This window comes from Pseudomonas mendocina, from assembly GCF_900636545.1.
Lineage (GTDB): Bacteria > Pseudomonadota > Gammaproteobacteria > Pseudomonadales > Pseudomonadaceae > Aquipseudomonas > Aquipseudomonas mendocina.
In genome coordinates this window covers 4323238-4339827 of sequence record NZ_LR134290.1, presented here as the reverse complement: position 1 = coordinate 4339827, position 16590 = coordinate 4323238, and the positions used below count along the sequence as shown (strand labels likewise).

16 protein-coding genes are annotated in these 16590 nt (G+C 64.0%); 11 read left to right on the top strand and 5 right to left on the bottom strand.

Annotated features, from left to right (window positions below; translation table 11 throughout):
• Positions 1 to 29: 29 nt before the first annotated feature.
• The 4 genes from EL191_RS20215 to EL191_RS20200 form a co-directional block, all read right to left on the bottom strand.
• Entirely contained in the window at positions 30 to 821 is a 792-nt protein-coding gene (locus tag EL191_RS20215) for an ABC transporter ATP-binding protein (RefSeq protein WP_013717278.1), read from the bottom strand.
• Positions 821 to 2620: a branched-chain amino acid ABC transporter ATP-binding protein/permease gene (locus EL191_RS20210; protein WP_041980472.1), complete on the bottom strand. Its 1800-nt coding sequence runs from the start codon at positions 2618 to 2620 to the stop codon at positions 821 to 823. The genes EL191_RS20215 and EL191_RS20210 overlap by 1 nt, the downstream gene beginning before the upstream one ends.
• Positions 2617 to 3654: a branched-chain amino acid ABC transporter permease gene (locus EL191_RS20205; RefSeq protein WP_013717276.1), complete on the bottom strand. Its 1038-nt coding sequence runs from the start codon at positions 3652 to 3654 to the stop codon at positions 2617 to 2619. Before EL191_RS20205 ends, EL191_RS20210 begins: the two co-directional genes overlap by 4 nt.
• Before the next feature lie 142 nt (positions 3655 to 3796).
• Positions 3797 to 4948 (bottom strand): ABC transporter substrate-binding protein, encoded by a 1152-nt coding sequence (locus tag EL191_RS20200; protein WP_041980473.1) that lies wholly within the window; start codon positions 4946 to 4948, stop codon positions 3797 to 3799.
• 711 nt (positions 4949 to 5659) lie between these two features.
• Here EL191_RS20200 and EL191_RS20195 point away from each other — a divergent pair.
• The 11 genes from EL191_RS20195 to EL191_RS20145 all read left to right on the top strand — a co-directional run bounded on the left by EL191_RS20195 (position 5660) and on the right by EL191_RS20145 (position 15602).
• Positions 5660 to 6772, top strand: coding sequence for an amidase (locus EL191_RS20195; protein WP_041980474.1), 1113 nt, complete (start codon positions 5660 to 5662; stop codon positions 6770 to 6772).
• Between the two features lie 23 nt (positions 6773 to 6795).
• Complete coding sequence (locus EL191_RS20190; RefSeq protein WP_041980740.1) at positions 6796 to 7968, top strand: acyl-CoA dehydrogenase family protein; 1173 nt, start codon at positions 6796 to 6798, stop codon at positions 7966 to 7968.
• A 27-nt stretch (positions 7969 to 7995) separates the two neighbouring features.
• Entirely contained in the window at positions 7996 to 8358 is a 363-nt protein-coding gene (locus tag EL191_RS20185) for a hypothetical protein (protein ID WP_041980476.1), read from the top strand.
• Positions 8359 to 8361: 3 nt separating this feature from the next.
• Entirely contained in the window at positions 8362 to 8871 is a 510-nt protein-coding gene (locus tag EL191_RS20180) for a nuclear transport factor 2 family protein (protein WP_041980477.1), read from the top strand.
• Between the two features lie 142 nt (positions 8872 to 9013).
• Positions 9014 to 10288: an aromatic ring-hydroxylating oxygenase subunit alpha gene (locus EL191_RS20175; protein WP_041980478.1), complete on the top strand. Its 1275-nt coding sequence runs from the start codon at positions 9014 to 9016 to the stop codon at positions 10286 to 10288.
• A gap of 80 nt (positions 10289 to 10368) precedes the next feature.
• Positions 10369 to 10845 carry an aromatic-ring-hydroxylating dioxygenase subunit beta gene (locus EL191_RS20170; protein WP_013717269.1) on the top strand — a complete coding sequence of 159 codons (477 nt, stop codon included), beginning with the start codon at positions 10369 to 10371 and terminating at the stop codon, positions 10843 to 10845.
• Positions 10846 to 10998: 153 nt separating this feature from the next.
• Positions 10999 to 11739 carry an SDR family NAD(P)-dependent oxidoreductase gene (locus EL191_RS20165; RefSeq protein ID WP_041980479.1) on the top strand — a complete coding sequence of 247 codons (741 nt, stop codon included), beginning with the start codon at positions 10999 to 11001 and terminating at the stop codon, positions 11737 to 11739.
• Between the two features lie 118 nt (positions 11740 to 11857).
• On the top strand, positions 11858 to 12817 hold the full coding sequence (locus EL191_RS20160; protein WP_041980481.1) for a PDR/VanB family oxidoreductase: 960 nt from the start codon (positions 11858 to 11860) through the stop codon (positions 12815 to 12817).
• Between the two features lie 38 nt (positions 12818 to 12855).
• A complete protein-coding gene (locus EL191_RS20155) occupies positions 12856 to 13356 on the top strand; it encodes a flavin reductase (protein WP_041980482.1) in 501 nt (166 codons plus the stop codon).
• 285 nt (positions 13357 to 13641) lie between these two features.
• A complete protein-coding gene (locus tag EL191_RS20150) occupies positions 13642 to 14919 on the top strand; it encodes an OprD family porin (protein WP_041980483.1) in 1278 nt (425 codons plus the stop codon).
• Positions 14920 to 14978: 59 nt separating this feature from the next.
• Positions 14979 to 15602 (top strand): NIPSNAP family protein, encoded by a 624-nt coding sequence (locus EL191_RS20145; protein ID WP_041980484.1) that lies wholly within the window; start codon positions 14979 to 14981, stop codon positions 15600 to 15602.
• Positions 15603 to 15672: 70 nt separating this feature from the next.
• Here EL191_RS20145 and EL191_RS20140 read toward each other — a convergent pair whose 3' ends face one another.
• On the bottom strand, positions 15673 to 16557 hold the full coding sequence (locus EL191_RS20140) for a LysR family transcriptional regulator (protein WP_041980485.1): 885 nt from the start codon (positions 16555 to 16557) through the stop codon (positions 15673 to 15675).
• Positions 16558 to 16590 lie beyond the last annotated feature (33 nt).

Sequence of the window (16590 nt, the reverse complement as noted above, 5' to 3'; positions counted from 1 at the left end):
ACGGCGCCCGCCAGGCGGGCGCCGTGGGTTCAGGTGGCGAGCATTTCCTGATGCTTGCTGGCCAGGCCCAGGTAGGCCTCGATCACCCGTGGGTCATCGGCCAGTTGTGCAGCCGGGCCCTGCATGGCGATCTGTCCGGTTTCCAGCACGTAGGCGTAGTCCGCCACGCGCAGGGCGGCGCGGGCGTTCTGTTCCACCAGCAGGATCGACACGCCCTGCTGGCGCAGGGTGGTGATGATGCGGAAGATCTCGCGGGTGATCAGTGGCGCCAGACCGAGGCTCGGTTCATCGAGCATCAGCAGCTTGGGCTTGGCCATCAACGCGCGGCCGACGGCGAGCATCTGCCGTTCGCCACCGGAGAGGGTGGCGGCCAGTTGCTCGCGGCGTTCCCACAGGCGCGGGAACAGTTCGTAGACCTCCTTGAGCGTCTGACCGTGGTCGCGCTGGCCGCTGCGGTGGCGCTGGAAGGCGCCGAGCAGCAGGTTGTCGGCGACCGACATGCTGCTGAACAGCTCGCGCTTCTCCGGAACCAGGCCGAGGCCACGGCCGACCATCACCTCGACTTCCGGCACGGCTTCCAGGCTGCCATCGAAGGCGACCCGGCCACGCGAGCCGAGCACGCCCATGATGGCCGAGAGCAGGGTGGTCTTACCGGCGCCGTTGGGGCCGATCACGGTGACGATCTGGCCCTGGCCGACGCGCAGGCTGGCGTTGGACAGCGCCTCCACCTTGCCGTAGGCGACGCACAGGTCGCTGACGTCCAGCACCGGGTTGGCTACCTGATTCTGCGTGTGCTGCAGGTTGTGCATGGGCATGTTCATCACTCCGCTCCTCCGAGATAGGCTTCCAGCACCGCCGGATCCTTCTGCACATCGGCCGGCAGGCCGAAGGCGATGCGCTGGCCGAACTCCATCACCACCACGCGATCGACCAGGCCCATGACGAAGTCCATGTCGTGCTCCACCAGCAGGATCGCCATGCCTTCGCTGCGCAGGCGGCTGAGCAACTGGCCGAGGGCTTCCTTCTCCTTGTGGCGCAGGCCTGCGGCAGGCTCGTCGAGTAGCAGCAGACAGGGGTTGGCGCACAGCGCGCGGGCGATTTCGAGGATGCGCTGCTGGCCCAGCGCCAGGCTGCCGGCTTCCACGTACAGGTAGTCACCCAGGCCGACCCGTTCCAGCTGACGGCGCGCTTCGGCGAGCAGGCGTGCTTCCTCGGCGCGATCCAGACGCAGGGCGGCGGCGAGTACGCCCTTGCTGCCGCGCAGGTGGGCGCCGAGGGCGACGTTCTCCAGCACGCTCATCTCCGGCAGCAGTTTGACGTGCTGGAAGGTGCGGCTCATGCCCATGCGCGCGATGCGCCGCGAGGGGATGCCGTTGATGCGCTGGCCACGGAACAGCACTTCACCGGAGGTGGGTGTATCGACGCCGGAGAGCTGGTTGAACAGGGTGCTCTTGCCGGCGCCGTTGGGGCCGATCAGGGCGAGAATTTCCCCGGCGTGCACCTCCAGGTTCATCGCGTTGTTGGCTACCAGGCCGCCGAAGCAACGGGTCACGTCGCGCGCTTCCAGCAGCACCTCGCCGACGACCGGCGCTTCGCGCTGCGGCAGCTCGCTGGCGTCGTCGATTGGGCGGGCGGTGCGGCGCGGCTTCCAGGCATCAGGCAGCAGACGCGTCAGCAGTGGCCACAGGCCGCCCGGTGCGCGTTGCATCAGCAGCACGATGGCGATGCCGAAGACGATCACCTCGTAGTTGCCGGTATTGCCCAGCAGTTGCGGCAGCAGATCTTGCAGCCACTGCTTGAGCATGGTCAGCACGCCGGCGCCGAGCAGGGCGCCCCAGACGCTGGCCACGCCGCCGATCAGTGCCATGAACAGATACTCGATGCCCATGTGCAGGCCGAACGGCGTGGGGTTCACGAAGCGCTGGGTGTGCGCATAGAGCCAGCCGGAGAGGGCGGCGAACAGCGCCGAGATGAGGAAGATCACCATCTTCGTGCGGAAGGTGTTGACGCCCATCGACTCGGCCATCAGTTGACCGCCCTTGAGCGCGCGGATGGCACGGCCTTCACGCGAGTCGAGGAGGTTCTGGGTGACGAGCATGGCGCCCAGCAGGATCGCCCAGATCAGGTAATAGATCTTCTCGCCCTTGTCCAACGCCCAGCCGAACAGGGAAATGCTCGGCAGGCCGCTGACGCCGGTGTGTCCGCCGAGCGACTCCAGGGTGCCGAACAGGTAATACAGCGACAGGCCCCAGGCGATGGTACCCAGCGGCAGGTAGTGGCCGGACAGTTTCAGCGTCAGTGCGCCGAGCACCAGAGCCACGATGGCGGTCAGGGTCAGCCCGACCAGCAGGGTCAGCCAGGGCGAGACGCTGGCCCAGGCCAGCCAGCTTGGCAGATCCTGCACGGTGGTCAGGTAGGCGCTGGTGTAGGCACCAAGGCCGACGAAAGCGGCCTGGCCGAAGCTGGTCATGCCGCCGACCCCGGTGAGCAGTACCAGGCCGAGCACCACCAGGGTGTACAGGCCGATGTAGTTGAGCAGGGTGACGTAGTAGGGCGGCAGCACCGCCGGCGCCACGGCCAGTACGGCGACCAGGGCGAGGATCAGGTAGCGCGGTTTCATTCATCGTCCTCCACATGACGGCTGGTGAGGGAACGCCAGAGCAGGAAGGGGATGATCAGGGTGAAGACGATGATCTCCTTGTAGGTGCTGGCCCAGAACATCGAGAACGCCTCGATCAGGCCCACGGCGAGCGCGCCCAGAGCGGCTGCCGGGTAACTCACCAGACCACCGATGATGGCGCCGACGAAACCCTTGAGGCTGATGACGAAGCCAGAGTCGAAATACAGGGTGGTGATGGGCGCGATGAGGATGCCCGACAGCGCACCGATGAACGTGGCCAGGGCGAAGGTGGCCTTGCCCGCCAGGTTCGGCGAGATGCCCATCAAGCGTGCGCCCATGCGATTCACTGCAGTGGCACGCAGGGCCTTGCCATACAGGCTGCGTTCGAAGAACAGGAACAGGCTGATGATCAGCGCCAGGGACACGGCGATGACCCACAGGGTCTGGCTGTTGAAAGTCACCGGGCCGAGCGTCAGGCCGGCTTCGGAGAAGGGCTGGGTGCGTGCGCCTTCCGGGCCGAACAGCAGCAGGGCGACACCGACCATGGCCACGTGCACGGCGATGGAGACGATCAGCAGCACCAGGGCACTGGCCGAAGCCAGCGGCTGGAACACCAGGCGATAGAGCTGCGGGCCGAGCGGTACCACCAGCGCCAGGGTGAGCAGGGCCTGTAATGCCATGGGTAGCTCCGCCAGCGGCAGGCTGCGAATCAGGCCGACCATGGCCAGGGCATAGGCGAGCTTGAGCACGATGCGCTTCGGGAAGCGGAAACTGCGGCTGGCGCGAGTGGCGTCGTACAGATCCATGGCGCAGTCGGCCAGGGTCAGCGCCAGTAGTAGCCAGACCAGCGCGGTAGGCTGGCCGGCCTGCAGGGCGGCCATGGTCAGCGCACCGTAGGTGACGAACTCACCCAGCGGGATCAGCAGGATGCGCGTCACGGTGAAGACCAGCAGGATCGACAACGCCAGCAGCGCGTAGATGGCGCCGTTGGTGATGCCGTCCTGGCCGAGCAGCAGGGCAATCTGGAAATTCATATCGGAAACTCGTTTGCGGTATGGAGCGAGTCCGTAGGGTGGGCTTCAGCCCACCATCCAGCGGTTGGCTTTGTTTACCAGCCAGCGGTGGGCTAAAGCGGATTGCCGCCCGGCCCACCCTACGGAGTGTCGCGTGGAGCGATCAGTTGCCTTTGAGCAGCGTCCAGGTGCCGTTCTTCACCTGGATCAGCTCGCGACCACGCTCGTCGAAGCCGCTGTGATCCTCGGGGCTCATGGTGTAGACGCCCTGGGTGGCGGCGAACTCGTGGGTCGCCTCCAGCGCATCGCGCAGGGCAGCGCGGAACTCGGGCGTGCCGGGTTGCGCCTTGGCGGCGGCAGCCGGAATCGCCTGTTGCAGCAGCAGCCCGGCGTCATAGGTGTTGGCGCCGAAGGTGGCCGGCTTGCTGCCGTTGAGCTTCTCGTAGGCCTCCACGTAATCACCGGCGATGGCCTTGGACGGATGGCTGTCGGGCATCTGGTCGAGCACCAGCATCAGGCTGGCAGCGAGGATGGTGCCTTCGACCTTCTTGCCGCCGAGCCTGAGGAAGTCCGGCAGCGCGGCGCCGTGGGTCTGGTACATCTGGCCACGGTAGCCCTGGTCGAACAGGGTGGTTTGCGGCAGAACCGCCGAGCTGCCTGGCGCGGCCACCAGTACGGCGTCGGGACGCGAGGCGAGAATCTTCAGGCTCTGCCCGGTCACCGAGGTGTCCTGGCGCTGGAAGCGTTCGCTGGCCAGCATCTTGATGCCGTGTTCGGCGGCCAGCGTGCCCATCACCTTCGACCAGTTCTCGCCGTAGGGATCGGCTGTACCGATGAAGCCGAGCGTCTTCACCCCGCGCGCCTGCATGTCCTCGACCAGCGCCTTGGCGATCAGGTCGTCGTTCTGCGTGGTCTTGAACACCCACTTCTTCTGCTCGGTCATTGGCAGCACCACGGCGGCGGTGCCGACCGGTGCCAGCAATGGCACGCCGGCCTCGGCGACGAACTGAATCACGCCCATGGCGTTGGGCGAGCCGCTTGGGCCGATGATGGCGTCGACGTTTTCCTCGCTGATCAGCTTCTTCAGCGCCTTCACGGTGGCGGTGGGGTCGCTGCCGTCATCCAGGGCGATGTACTTCACCTGCTGGTCGCCGGCCTGAGTGGGCAGCAGCGGGACGGAGTTCTTCTGCGGTAGCCCGACCAGTGCGATGGGGCCGGTAGAGGAGGTGATGACACCCACCTTTACCTCGGCTTGTGCGAAGGAAGCGCAGACGGCGCTGAGGAGGAGGGTGGACACAGCTCGTTTGAAGTGCATGACGTACTCCGAGGGGTTGCAAGGCTATTTGGAGAGACAGAGCCCGCCGGTTGGGAGGGTTTGTCGTCTTCTTGTTGTTCTGGCGCCTTTGGGCGCTGTCGGCGATTGACCCGTCCGACACAGGCTGTTTTGCACCTCCCGTGCCAGAACGACGTGCACCGACCTGTCGCATGGCCCTGTTCGGCCGCGAACCGAGCGCTTGGCTTGCCCTCCTGCGGCAGTGCCGAAGTGCTCCCGCCGAGAGGGTGATGCAGATCACCTCATGGCTGATTTCATCGGGCCTGGACGTGCTTTTTCGTGAGCGGAAAATCACGTTTTTTTAGTGTTTTTTGTTGGTTAAAAAGCGCGGTTTTTGCCTTTAAAAATGCCGTTTAAATCGTGCAATTTCTGTGCGGTTATCGGCCGCTTTTACTGTGCTAACGAGATGATTAAAAATCCTTGTGTGCGTTGAGAGTTAATCTCATATTTGTTCTAAATATTTGTTTTTAAAGGTTTTATATGTGATTTATGCGTGAATGTTACAGGTTTTTAGTGTTACCAAACTGCACGGGAATGGTGCTTGCGATGCCGAAAATGCACCGAATCTACACACTCTTTTTTAAGCGATAATTCAATTGACAATTCACGTAATTCTTCCGATTCTGGATTTACGCGAATCGCAGCTCATGTGGCGGTTCGGTTTTTCAACAAGAACGGCAGTGGGTGACGCAGATGGCGATAGTGGTCGAGAAGCTGAAGCTCGGTGGGCAAGGCCCCCGTGTGATGGTGAAAGACACCATCGATGTGGCTGGCCATCCCACCCGTGCTTCCAGTCGTGCTCTTGAGCATGCGCCGGATGCCGAGCGCCACGCCGACGTGGTTCAGGCGATGCTCGATGCCGGTTGCCAACTGCTTGGTAAGACCAGCCTGCATGAGCTGGCCTTCGGTACTACCGGACTCAATGCCTGGATCGGTACAGCGGAGAATCCGCGTTATCCCGGACGCATTCCCGGCGGCTCCTCCAGCGGTTCGGCGGCTGCCGTCGCTGCTGGTCTGTGCGATTTCTCCCTGGGTACCGACACCGGTGGCTCGGTGCGTATTCCTGCTGCCTGCTGTGGCGTGTTCGGTCTCAAGCCCAGCTTTGGCCGGGTCAGCCGCGCCGGGGTGATGCCAACGCAGACCTCGCTGGACTGCGTCGGCCCGTTTGCCGCCGATATCGACACGCTGATCACGGCGATGCAGGTCATCGATCCTTCCTTCAAGGTACTGCCGGGCGTGAATGGCATTCGCATCGGCGTGGTGCCGGTGCAGGCTCACCCGGAGGTGCAGGCCGTTGTGGATGCGGTGCTCGAAGCTTCGGCTTTCGAACTGTACGAGGCACCCTTGCCCGGCATGCCGGCGGCCTACGACGCCGGCCTGGCGGTGATCAACCGGGAAACCTGGAATGCCTGCGGGCACCTGGTGGACAGCGGCCTGGTCGGCGCCGACGTCGCTGGCCGGTTGCTGGCCGCGCGCGACACCCGCGACGCGGTTCTGGCCGACGCCGAACGCTGCCGCGCTGCCTTCACCGCCGAGGTGGACGCCGCCCTGGCGCAGTACCCGATTCTCGCTCTGCCGACCATGCCGGATTACCCGGCACTCGTTGCAGACGCTGCCGATACCCGCGCGGCCATCGGCATAACCGCTTTCGTACGCCCCTTCAACCTGACTGGCCACCCGGCATTGAGCATCCCTTTCGAAGGGGCTTCGAAGTTGCCGGTGGGACTACAACTGGTCGCCGCCAAAGGCGCGGACGAACTGCTTCTGGCAGTCGCCCGCGAATTGCTGCAGCGCCTCGAACAATAACCATGCCCATCCTGGAGAAGCCCATGTCTTCCCTAAGCGAGCTGGATTGCCAGCGCCTTGCCCCGATTACCGCAAATGAAGCCTTTCAGGCGCTGCTGGTCGATATCCGTGAGCGCGCCCAGCGTGAGGAATTCGATCAGCAGCGATACATCTCCGATGACGTGATCGAGCGTTTCAAGGAGCTGGGCGTCTACCGCGCCCTGGTGCCTACCCGCTTTGGCGGTGAGCAGCGCAGTCCCATGGAGTTCTGCGAGATGGTGGAGGAAATCTCCGCCGCCGACGGTTCCGCCGGTTGGGTCGCCAGCTTCGGTATGAACCCGGTCTACCTGGCAGCACTGCCCCGGGCAACACTGGAGAAGCTCTATGCCAATGGCCCGGACGTCGTATTTGCCGGCGGTATTTTCCCTCCGCAGCCGGCTGATCTGCATGACGGAGGCTTCAAGGTCAGTGGCCGCTGGCGCTTCTCCAGTGGCTGCAAGGGCGCGAGCCTGATCGGTGTCGGCATCAGCCCGAAGAACGGCGAGACGCTGGGCCTGCCGCGCCTGGCAGTGATGCCGAGGGAGAAGGTGACGATCGAGGAAACCTGGAACGTGGTTGGCCTGATCGGTACCGGCAGCCATGACGTGGTGATCGATGGCGTGGTGGTGCCCGAGGAGTGGACGTTCGTCCGCGGCGGCGCTTCCAACCTCGATGAGCCGATGTTCCGCTACCCCTCGCTGTCTTTCGCCACGCAGGTGCTGTCCGTGGTTGGCCTGGGCGTGGCTCGTGCTGCCCTGGACTACCTCTGCGGCATGGCCAGTGGGCGTTTCTCCGTCACCGGGGCGCCGGCCCTGGCCGACCGCCCGCTGGCGCAGATGCAGATGGCCAAGGCCGAAGCGGAACTGCGCGCCGCTCGTGCCTGGTTCTACGAAGCCATGGAAAGCGCCTGGAACAGCGTGGTTGCCGGCAACCCGGTGAGCATCGAGCAGACCAACCTGCTGCGCCTGTCCTCGACCCACGCCACCCGTGTCTCGGCCGAAGTGGCGCGCACCGCACAGATGCTCTCGGGGATGACCGGTGTCTATCGCGACAACCCCCTGTCGCGCTTCGTCAACGACACCCTGGTGATCACCCAGCACGCCTTCATGGGCGACATGACCTACCAGAACGCCGGCGCAATCTTCTTCGGCAACAAGCCGCTGCCTGGCTACCTGTGATTTTCAACTGACAGATCGGTGATTGTGATGACTGAGAAAAAAGCCCTGCGCGTCCTGTTCTGCATGGGCATCAACCAGAACTTCTTCGACGCCCCGCGTGAAGAGCAACTGGAAGTCTGGGCGGCGTTCAGCACCATGTGGAACGGTATCCACGACCTGCCCGGGGTGAAGGTATTCGGCAACATGGACGACGACCAGAGCATGGTCGGCCCATCCACCGGCTACCCCTGGACCACCTACCTGCTGGCCGACGTGCCGGACATCGAAACCGTCCACGCCGCCTGCAACCTGTTCCGCACCACCGCCGTGGGCAGCGGCCCGTACAAGCTGTGGCGCTACTGCAAGGTGGAAGCGCGTACTGGCCGCGAACTGATCATCCAGCGGGCCTGAGACATGAGCCGATCCCTCGAAGCCCGCCTGCGCCAGCTGGAAAGCGAGAATGCCGTGCGTGCCTGCATGAACCGCTACATGGTGCTGTGCGACGCGCTCGATGCGCGCACCCCGCTGGACGAGCTGGCCGAGCTGTTCAGCGCCGACGCCATCTGGGAAGGCAAGGGCGCCAAGTACGCCCAGAGCTTCGGCGGCTACCGGGGGCGTGAGGCGATCCGCGCGATGTTCGCCGGCTACATGACCGAGCCTGCCCACTTCGCTCTCAACGTGCATTTTCTCTGTTCGGAGCTGATCCACGTGGAGGGCGACGAGGCCAGCGGCAGTTGGGTGATGTTGCAGACCTCCACCTTCGCCAGCGGTGCCTCGCACCTCAACGCCGCGCGGCTGACGGTGAAGTTCCGCGAGGAGGAGGGCACCTGGCGCATGGCGCACTTCCAGACCGAGAACCTGTTCAGCCGCCCCGTGGATACCTGGAACAGCAGCGCGCACCTACCGGTGCCGGGCAATACGTAGGGTGGGCTTCAGCCCACCACAGAAAGGCCAGGCGTGGGCGCAAGCCCACCCTACGAAGATGACGCTAGCCGGAGCTCCGACTTTCGGGCAAGGCGAGCAAAAGAAATTGTGAGTCGGCACCTGATGCCGACGAGGAGTGACCGTGACCAACCTGATCGAAACCGTGAACCTGGCCAGCTCGCCGGCCGACCTGGTGCTGCACGACCGCGTGCACACCTCCCTGTACACCGATGCGCGCATCTTCGACGAAGAGCTGGAGAAGGTCTTCTACAGCACCTGGGTGTGGGTGGCGCACGCCAGCGAGATTCCCGACAACGGCAGCTACAAGAGCACCTACATCGGCAAGCAGCCGGTGATCGTCGTGCGCGACCGCAAGAAGGACGTGCACGTGCTGCTCAACCGCTGCCGCCACCGTGGCGCCACCGTCTGCGAGCACAAGAAGGGCAAGACCAACAGCTTCGTCTGCCCCTACCACGGTTGGAGCTACGCCCTCGACGGCAGCCTGCGCGGCGTGCCGCACCCGGAGAGCTACGCCGACTGCCTGGACAAGGGCGAGCTGCCACTGGTCAGCCTGCGCGTCGAGCAATACAACGGCATGATCTTCGCCACCTTCAAGGACGACATCGAGCCGCTGGCAGACTTCCTCGGCGCGGCGAAGAAATGGATCGACCTGTTCATGAAGCAGGGCGCGGGCTACGGCGTGAAGGTCTCCGGCGAGCATCGTTTCCGTTTCCCCGGCAACTGGAAGATCCAGCTGGAGAACACCACCGACGCCTACCACTTCCCGTTGGTGCACAAGTCGTTCCTGTCCTCGGTGGACGAGCAGACCCTGGAGCTGTTCGATTTCGTCGAAGGCCCCGGCTACGTCGAGGATCTCGGCAACGGCCACAGCGTGATGGTGATGATCCCGGACTTGGTGGATCTGGAAGCCGACCTCGACAAGCCGATCCCCGAGCGCTTCGAGGCGCTGGCCCAGGAGTTGCGCGACGAAGGCATCGAGGAACAGCAGGTACGGCGCATCGTCCGCGCCGTCGGCGGTTCGGGTTTCAACCTCAACCTGTTCCCCAACGTCGCCTGCTCCATGGCCTTCTTCCGCGTGCTGCAGCCGGTTTCGGTGAACGAGACCGAGATCCACCACGCGGTGATCACCATGGACGGCGGTCCGGCCGTGGCCAATCGCTACCGCCTGCGCCTGCACGAGCACTTCCAGGGCCCGATGGGCTTCGGCACCCCTGACGATTCCGAGGCCTGGGAGCGTGTGCAGAAGGGCGCCCAGGCCGGCAGCGACCTGTGGATCATGCTCAACCGCGGCCTGCCCGGCGAGAAGCCGAGCGAGGACGGCTTGGTCAGCGACGTGAGCGCCGAGACCGGCATGCGCGCGGCCTACCAGCAGTGGAAAAAGATGATGTCGGCCTGAGCTGTCTCGCCCCTCTCATCGGCGCGATGAGAGGGGCCTGCCGCTCAGCTCCGTAACGCACTTATTTGAAGAGAACGACCATGAATCTTGAACTGCTCAACCACGTCAGCGCCTTCATCTGGCAGGAAGCGGACATGCTCGACCACGGCGACTTCGACGCCTGGCTGAACCTGTGGGCCGACAAGGGCACCTACATCATCCCGATCGACCCCAACGAGACCGATTTCGAGAACACCCTCAACTACGCCTACGACGACCACCACATGCGCCAGTTGCGTGTGCAGCGCCTGATCGGCGGCGAGTCCATCTCCACCAGCCCGCGTGCCCGCACCGTGCGCAGCCTGTCGCGCTTTCGCGTACTCGGCGAGGAAGACGGCGTGGTTACCGTGCGCTGCGCGCAGAACCTGCGCGAGTTCCGCAAGGACGTGCTCAAGCACTACACCGCGGATGTCACCTTCCAGCTCAAGCGCGACGGCGACAGCTTCAAGATCCAGCGCAAGCTGATCCAGTTGATCAACTCCACCGATACTCTCGCCGGTATCGGCTACATCCTGTGAGGGCCCGTCCATGAGCGGCTGCGCGTCGGCGATACAGCGTCATCAACGGCTTCGGAATGCTCATCTACGGCTCGTAGACTCCGCTTCCTCAGCCCTTTCTTCCTTGTCTCGCGCTAGCTCGCGCGCCCATGAACGGGCCCTCGGGGGTGAGGCATGACTCAGGTAGCCCTCGTCACCGGCGCCGCCCAGGGCCTCGGTCTGTCCATCGCCAACCGTCTGTTCGCAGCCGGTTACGCGGTGGTGATCACCGATCTGTCGCTGGAAAGTGCCCAGGCCGCCGCCGACCGTCTCGACCCGAGCGGTCAGCGCAGCCTGGCGCTGCAACTCGACGTTGCCAGCAAGGCCGACTTCAAGGACGCGCTGGCCGCCGTTCTGGCCCGTTGGGACGCGCTGCACGTGGTGGTCAACAGTGCCGCGATGACGCGCACCACGCCAGTCATGCAGATCAGTCCGGAAGAGTTCGATCAGGTCATGAGCCTCAACACCCGCAGCATCTTCCTCGGTTGCCAGGTGTTCGGCGGGCACATGGCCGGCGCCGGCTACGGGCGCATCATCAACATGGCTTCGCTGGCCGGGCAGAACGGCGGCACCGCCACGGGGGCGCACTACGCCGCCTCCAAGGGCGCCATCGTCACCCTGACCAAGATCTTCGCCAAGGAGCTGGCGGCCGCCGGCGTGACGGTCAACGCCATCGCCCCCGGTCCCATCGAGTCGCCTGCCGTGCATGCGGCAGTGCCGCCGGAGCGCATGGCCGGGCTGCTGGCCAATATCCCGGTGAAGCGCCTCGGCGATGCCGATTTCCTCGGTGACCTGGTGGTGCAGCTGGTGCGCCCGGAAGCCTACTTCACCACCGGGGCGACCTGGGATGTGAACGGCGGCCTGTTCATGCGCTGAACCCCGTCCGCAGCGGCCCAATGGCCGCAGCGGACAAAAGAAAGAATGCCGCGCGTGCGAGCTGCGGACTGTAACGAACGAGAACAATCAGCACCCCGAAGGGTGCGGGAAGGTCGGTATGACTGAGCAAGTGTTGAACCTGGTGGTACGCAAGCGGCAGGAGCAAGGCGAGGGCGTAGTGATCCTCGACCTCGCCGATCCGACGGGCAGCAATCTGCCGACCTTCGAGGCCGGTGCCCATGTCGATATCCACCTCAAGCCCGGCCTTGTACGCCAGTATTCGCTCTGCGGTGACCCGGCCAACGCCAGCGTCTACCGCCTGGGTGTGCTGCGTGACCCGGCTTCGCGCGGTGGCTCGCTGGCGGTTCACGAGCTGCTCACCGAGGGCGCCAGCGTCAGCGTCGGCACGCCGCGCAACCTGTTTCCCCTGGCCGCTGGCGCCAGCCATTCGATCCTTATCGGCGGTGGCATCGGCATCACCCCGATGATCGCCATGGCGCACCAGTTGACGGCTCAGGACAGCCCGTTCGAGCTGCACTACTGCGGGCGTTCGCGCCAGCGTACGGCCTTCCTCGACGAACTGGCGGGCGCCGATTTCGCTGCCTGCGTACGCACCCACTTCGATGATGAAGGCGATGCGCAGAAGCTCGACCTGCCGGCCGTGCTCGGCCAGCCAGGCGCCGGTGTGCACGTCTACGTGTGCGGCCCGTCCGGCTTCATGGACTGGGTCATCGACGGTGCACGCAAAGCTGGTTACGCCGAGGAACACATCCACCGCGAGTACTTCCAGGTGGAAGTCGATGCCAGCGGCGACAGCTTCGAGGTGGTGGCGCAGCGCAGCGGCAAGACCGTTCAGGTTGCCGAAGGCCAGACCATCATCGATGCCCTCGCCACCGTCGGCATCAAGGTGGAAATCTCCTGCGAGCAGGGCGTCTGTGGCACCTGTCTGTGCGACGTGCTGGAAGGCGAACCGGATCACCGCGACGTCTACCTCACCGATGACGAGAAGGCCGCCAACGACCAGATCCTGGTCTGCTGTTCGCGCGCCAAGTCGAAAAAACTGGTGCTGGACATCTAGCGCAGGCCAGCAGGCCGTTAACAGACGAGGGCAAGATCATGGTCGACACCACAGGTTTCCGTAATGCCATGGCGCTGCTGGGCGGCGCCGTTTCAGTGATCACCACCGACGGTGCAGCCGGGCGCTGGGGCTTTACCGCCTCGGCCGTATGCAGCGTCACCGACCAGCCGCCGACACTGCTGGTATGCATGAATCGTTCATCTTTCTCCAATGGCCACTTCAAGCAGAACGGCGTGCTCAGCGTGAACGTGCTGAGCGCCGAGCTGAAGGACATTTCCGGCGTGTTCGCCAACCGCGAGCTGGACTCCGACCAGCGTTTTGCCCAGGCCAGCTGGAGCACCCTGGAAAGCGGCGCGCCGCTGCTGGACGACGCCCTGGTCAATTTCGATTGCCGCATCGCCCAGGCCCATGAGGTGGGTTCGCACACCATCTTCTATTGCGAGGTGCTGGGTATTCGTAACGGTAAGAACCAGGACGGCCTGGTGTATTTCAACCGTGCCTATCACCGCTTGGGCGAGCAGTCGCGTTCGGCCTGCTGAGACGCCGTGGGTGGGCATTGGCCCACCCGCCGTTTTGCCAGTGCCACAGGATTTTCCGAAGTCACTTCGGAAATGCCGGATGAAGTGCCATTTCATCCTGAAACATGCAGTACCCGTTAATAAGAAATAACTGCCCGAGATTTATGGGTAGAGCCTTGCTACGACCTTTTTTGCAGTAAGTGGTTATAAAAACAACACTGCGGATTAACTGCCTTGTTTGAGTTGCCTGCTAATTAATCTGCTTCCACTCATTGTGCCTTGCACAAGTAACAAAGGATCAAAACAATGTTCCAGAACAACTGGCTGGCCGGCAGCATGGGCGCTGTTGGCCTGATGGGCATGTTCGCGTCGATTTCCGCCCAAGCGGACTTTATCGATGATCGACAAGTCAGTCTTGGCTTGCGCAACTTCTATATCGACCGTGACTTCAAACAGCACGACGCGCCCAAATCGCGTGTTGGCAGTTGGACTCAGGGTTTCGACTTTCGCGCTATTTCCGGATATACCGAAGGCACTGTGCAATTCGGTCTCGATGTATCTGCGCAATATGCCTATCGCCTCGATGGCGGTGGTGGCCGCGGCCCGGACACCATCATTCCCTACGATGACAGCAAGGGCGAACAGGTTCGCGATTACGGCCGCGCCGCGCTGACCGCCAAGGTGCGCTACTCCAAGACCGAGTTGAAGATCGGCGAACATCGTCCGACGCTGCCGGTGGCTTTCTACGACGACTCGCGGCAACTGATCACCACCTACCACGGCTTCATGCTGGAGTCGCGCGAGGTGGACAAGCTGACCCTCACCGCCGGCCGCTTCACCGAGATCAGCAGCCGTGAATCGTCCAACCGCGAGAAGATGTACCTGTTCAACGGGCCGGACATCCAACGCCGCAGCGATGGTCTGAATTTCGCCGGTGCCACCTATGCCTTCACCCCGTCGCTGTCGGCGACCTACTTCTACGGCCAGCTGGAAGACATCTATCAGCAGCAGTACCTCGGTGCCACGCACAATGCCGACCTGGGCAACGGCTTCGGGCTGAAGACCGACCTGCGCTACTTCGACAACCGTGAAGACGGCAAGGCGCTCTACGGCGACATCGACAACCGCTCCTACGGCGCCATGACCACTCTACGCAAGGGCGCCCACGCCATCGGTGTCGGCTACCAGCGCATGCTCGGCGACAGTACCTTCCCCACCCTCAACGGCTATGCGCCGCAGCCGTATCTGGTGAACTGGTCCACCGTGGCCTTCGTCAAGCCCAACGAGAGTTCCTGGCAACTGCGCTATGACCTGGACTTCGCCAGCTATGGCGTGCCCGGCTTGAAGCTGATGACCCGCTACATGCGCGGCACTGGTATAGACCGTGGCAACAACGATCTGGATCAGAACGTCGAGAGCGAACGCAACATCTTCCTCAGCTACGTGGTGCAGAGCGGCCCGCTCAAGGGCGTGGGCTTCGAGTGGCGCAACATCGACGTGAAGACCCGCTACGGCAACGGCGCGGCTTCGGGGGCTGACTACAAGGAGAACCGCCTGATCACCTCCTACACCTTCAAGTTCTGACCGGCGGCGGGGCCGGGGCAGATCCGGCTCCGCCTGCATTCACAGGCTGCGAGAAGACGATGCGATTCTACGAACTGATCACCTTCACCCTGCGCGTGCGCACTCCGGCCGAAGCGCTGAAGCACCTGCGTGAGACGCTCGCCGAGGCGCGTGATGGCTGCACACTGATGGGCTGCTGGTCGTCCGAAATCGGCCCGCTGAACCAGATCGCCGTGCTGCGCGGTTTCCGGGACGAGACGGCGCGGCAGGCTGAGCGCGAGCGCTTCCTCCAGGCACCCGATGCCTTCGGTATCGAAGCCTTCATGCTCGACATGAAGGTGGAAAACTACACGCTGTTTCCTTTCCTCGAGCCTCTGGCGCCCGGCCACTACGGGCCGTTCTACGAGCTGCGCGAATACAACCTGATTCCCTCCGGCCTGGCACCGACCATGGCCGGCTGGGAAAAGGCCGTCGGCCCACGCACCGGCGCCGGTTATTCGGCGGTCTACGCGGCATTCTTCGCTACCGACGGACGCACCCCGCGCTACCTGCACATCTGGCCCTACGCCAGCCAGGAGCAGCGCCTGGACGTACGCACCCGTGCCGTAGCAGACGGCGTCTGGCCACCAGAGAACTCCGGGCCGCAACTGCGCGAGATGCATTCCACCCTCTACCTGCCGGCGGCGTTCTCGCCGTTGCAGTAGGGCAGGATTATTTTTCATGTGTACCTTCAGCCCGTCTCCCTCCTTACGGGCTTTTTTTCTTCCAGCAGCGTCAGTCTTGGCGCGCGCGCGACAGCTCGTCGACCAGCGCCAGGCAGTGCTGCAGCGCGGGCGAGGCGTCACCGGCGCGGCGGCTGATAATGATCGGCGAAGTGGCTTGTGCTTCCTGCAGAGGCGCATAGTCGATATCGACGCGGTGCAGCACCTGCACCGAGGCCGGTACCAGGGTGATGCCGATACCGGCGGCGACCAGACCGATGGCGGTCTGCAGCTCGTTCGTCCACTGCGCCACACGGATCTGCAGGCCATGTGTGGCGAACAGCGTCAGCACATGGTCGGCGTAGCTCGGTCGCGGGTTGCCCGGATACAGCACGAACGGCTCGCGGGCCAGCTCGGCCAGGCTCACCGGGCCTGGCAACAACGGATGCCCAGCGGGCAGGGCCGCCACCAGCGGGTCGAGGGTCAGTACCTGCTGCGAGATGGCCGCATCGTCGATATGGATACGGCCGAAGCCGACATCGATGCGTCCGGCCTTGAGCGCCTCCACCTGCTGCAGGGTGGTCATTTCCGACAGACCCAGCTCCAGGCCGGCGTCACTGCGCAAGCGACGGATCAGCTCCGGCAGCACGCCGTAGAGGGTGGACGGGGCAAAGCCGATACCGAGCCAGGCCTTCTCGCCCGAACCGATGCGCCGGGTGCTGTCGCAGACCTTGCCCAGTTGCTCGAGCAGGGCGTTGGAGTGCTCGTGGAAGAAGCGCCCGGCTTCGGTCAGGCGCAATGGCCGGCCACGCTCGAGCAGGGCTACGCCAAGTTCCTCCTCGAGCTGCTGGATCTGCCGGCTCAGCGGCGGCTGGGCGATGTGCAGGCGTTCGGCGGCACGGGTGAAGTTGAGGGTTTCGGCGAGCGCTTGGAAATAACGCAGGTGGCGAAGCTCCATGAGCGGCTGTCCTTCGAGATTGACGATACCTGT

What these genes read in the sequence shown, in the direction of transcription:
- EL191_RS20155 (WP_041980482.1), top strand. Translation starts at nt 12,856, where the DNA reads ATGGTCGACACCACAGGTTTCCGTAATGCCATGGCGCTGCTGGGCGGC.
- EL191_RS20165 (WP_041980479.1), top strand. Translation starts at nt 10,999, where the DNA reads ATGACTCAGGTAGCCCTCGTCACCGGCGCCGCCCAGGGCCTCGGTCTG.
- EL191_RS20205 (WP_013717276.1), bottom strand. Translation starts at nt 3,654, where the DNA reads ATGAATTTCCAGATTGCCCTGCTGCTCGGCCAGGACGGCATCACCAAC.
- EL191_RS20210 (WP_041980472.1), bottom strand. Translation starts at nt 2,620, where the DNA reads ATGAAACCGCGCTACCTGATCCTCGCCCTGGTCGCCGTACTGGCCGTG.
- EL191_RS20195 (WP_041980474.1), top strand. Translation starts at nt 5,660, where the DNA reads ATGGCGATAGTGGTCGAGAAGCTGAAGCTCGGTGGGCAAGGCCCCCGT.
- EL191_RS20200 (WP_041980473.1), bottom strand. Translation starts at nt 4,948, where the DNA reads ATGCACTTCAAACGAGCTGTGTCCACCCTCCTCCTCAGCGCCGTCTGC.
- EL191_RS20215 (WP_013717278.1), bottom strand. Translation starts at nt 821, where the DNA reads ATGAACATGCCCATGCACAACCTGCAGCACACGCAGAATCAGGTAGCC.
- EL191_RS20150 (WP_041980483.1), top strand. Translation starts at nt 13,642, where the DNA reads ATGTTCCAGAACAACTGGCTGGCCGGCAGCATGGGCGCTGTTGGCCTG.
- EL191_RS20185 (WP_041980476.1), top strand. Translation starts at nt 7,996, where the DNA reads ATGACTGAGAAAAAAGCCCTGCGCGTCCTGTTCTGCATGGGCATCAAC.
- EL191_RS20190 (WP_041980740.1), top strand. Translation starts at nt 6,796, where the DNA reads ATGTCTTCCCTAAGCGAGCTGGATTGCCAGCGCCTTGCCCCGATTACC.
- EL191_RS20140 (WP_041980485.1), bottom strand. Translation starts at nt 16,557, where the DNA reads ATGGAGCTTCGCCACCTGCGTTATTTCCAAGCGCTCGCCGAAACCCTC.
- EL191_RS20170 (WP_013717269.1), top strand. Translation starts at nt 10,369, where the DNA reads ATGAATCTTGAACTGCTCAACCACGTCAGCGCCTTCATCTGGCAGGAA.
- EL191_RS20180 (WP_041980477.1), top strand. Translation starts at nt 8,362, where the DNA reads ATGAGCCGATCCCTCGAAGCCCGCCTGCGCCAGCTGGAAAGCGAGAAT.
- EL191_RS20145 (WP_041980484.1), top strand. Translation starts at nt 14,979, where the DNA reads ATGCGATTCTACGAACTGATCACCTTCACCCTGCGCGTGCGCACTCCG.
- EL191_RS20160 (WP_041980481.1), top strand. Translation starts at nt 11,858, where the DNA reads ATGACTGAGCAAGTGTTGAACCTGGTGGTACGCAAGCGGCAGGAGCAA.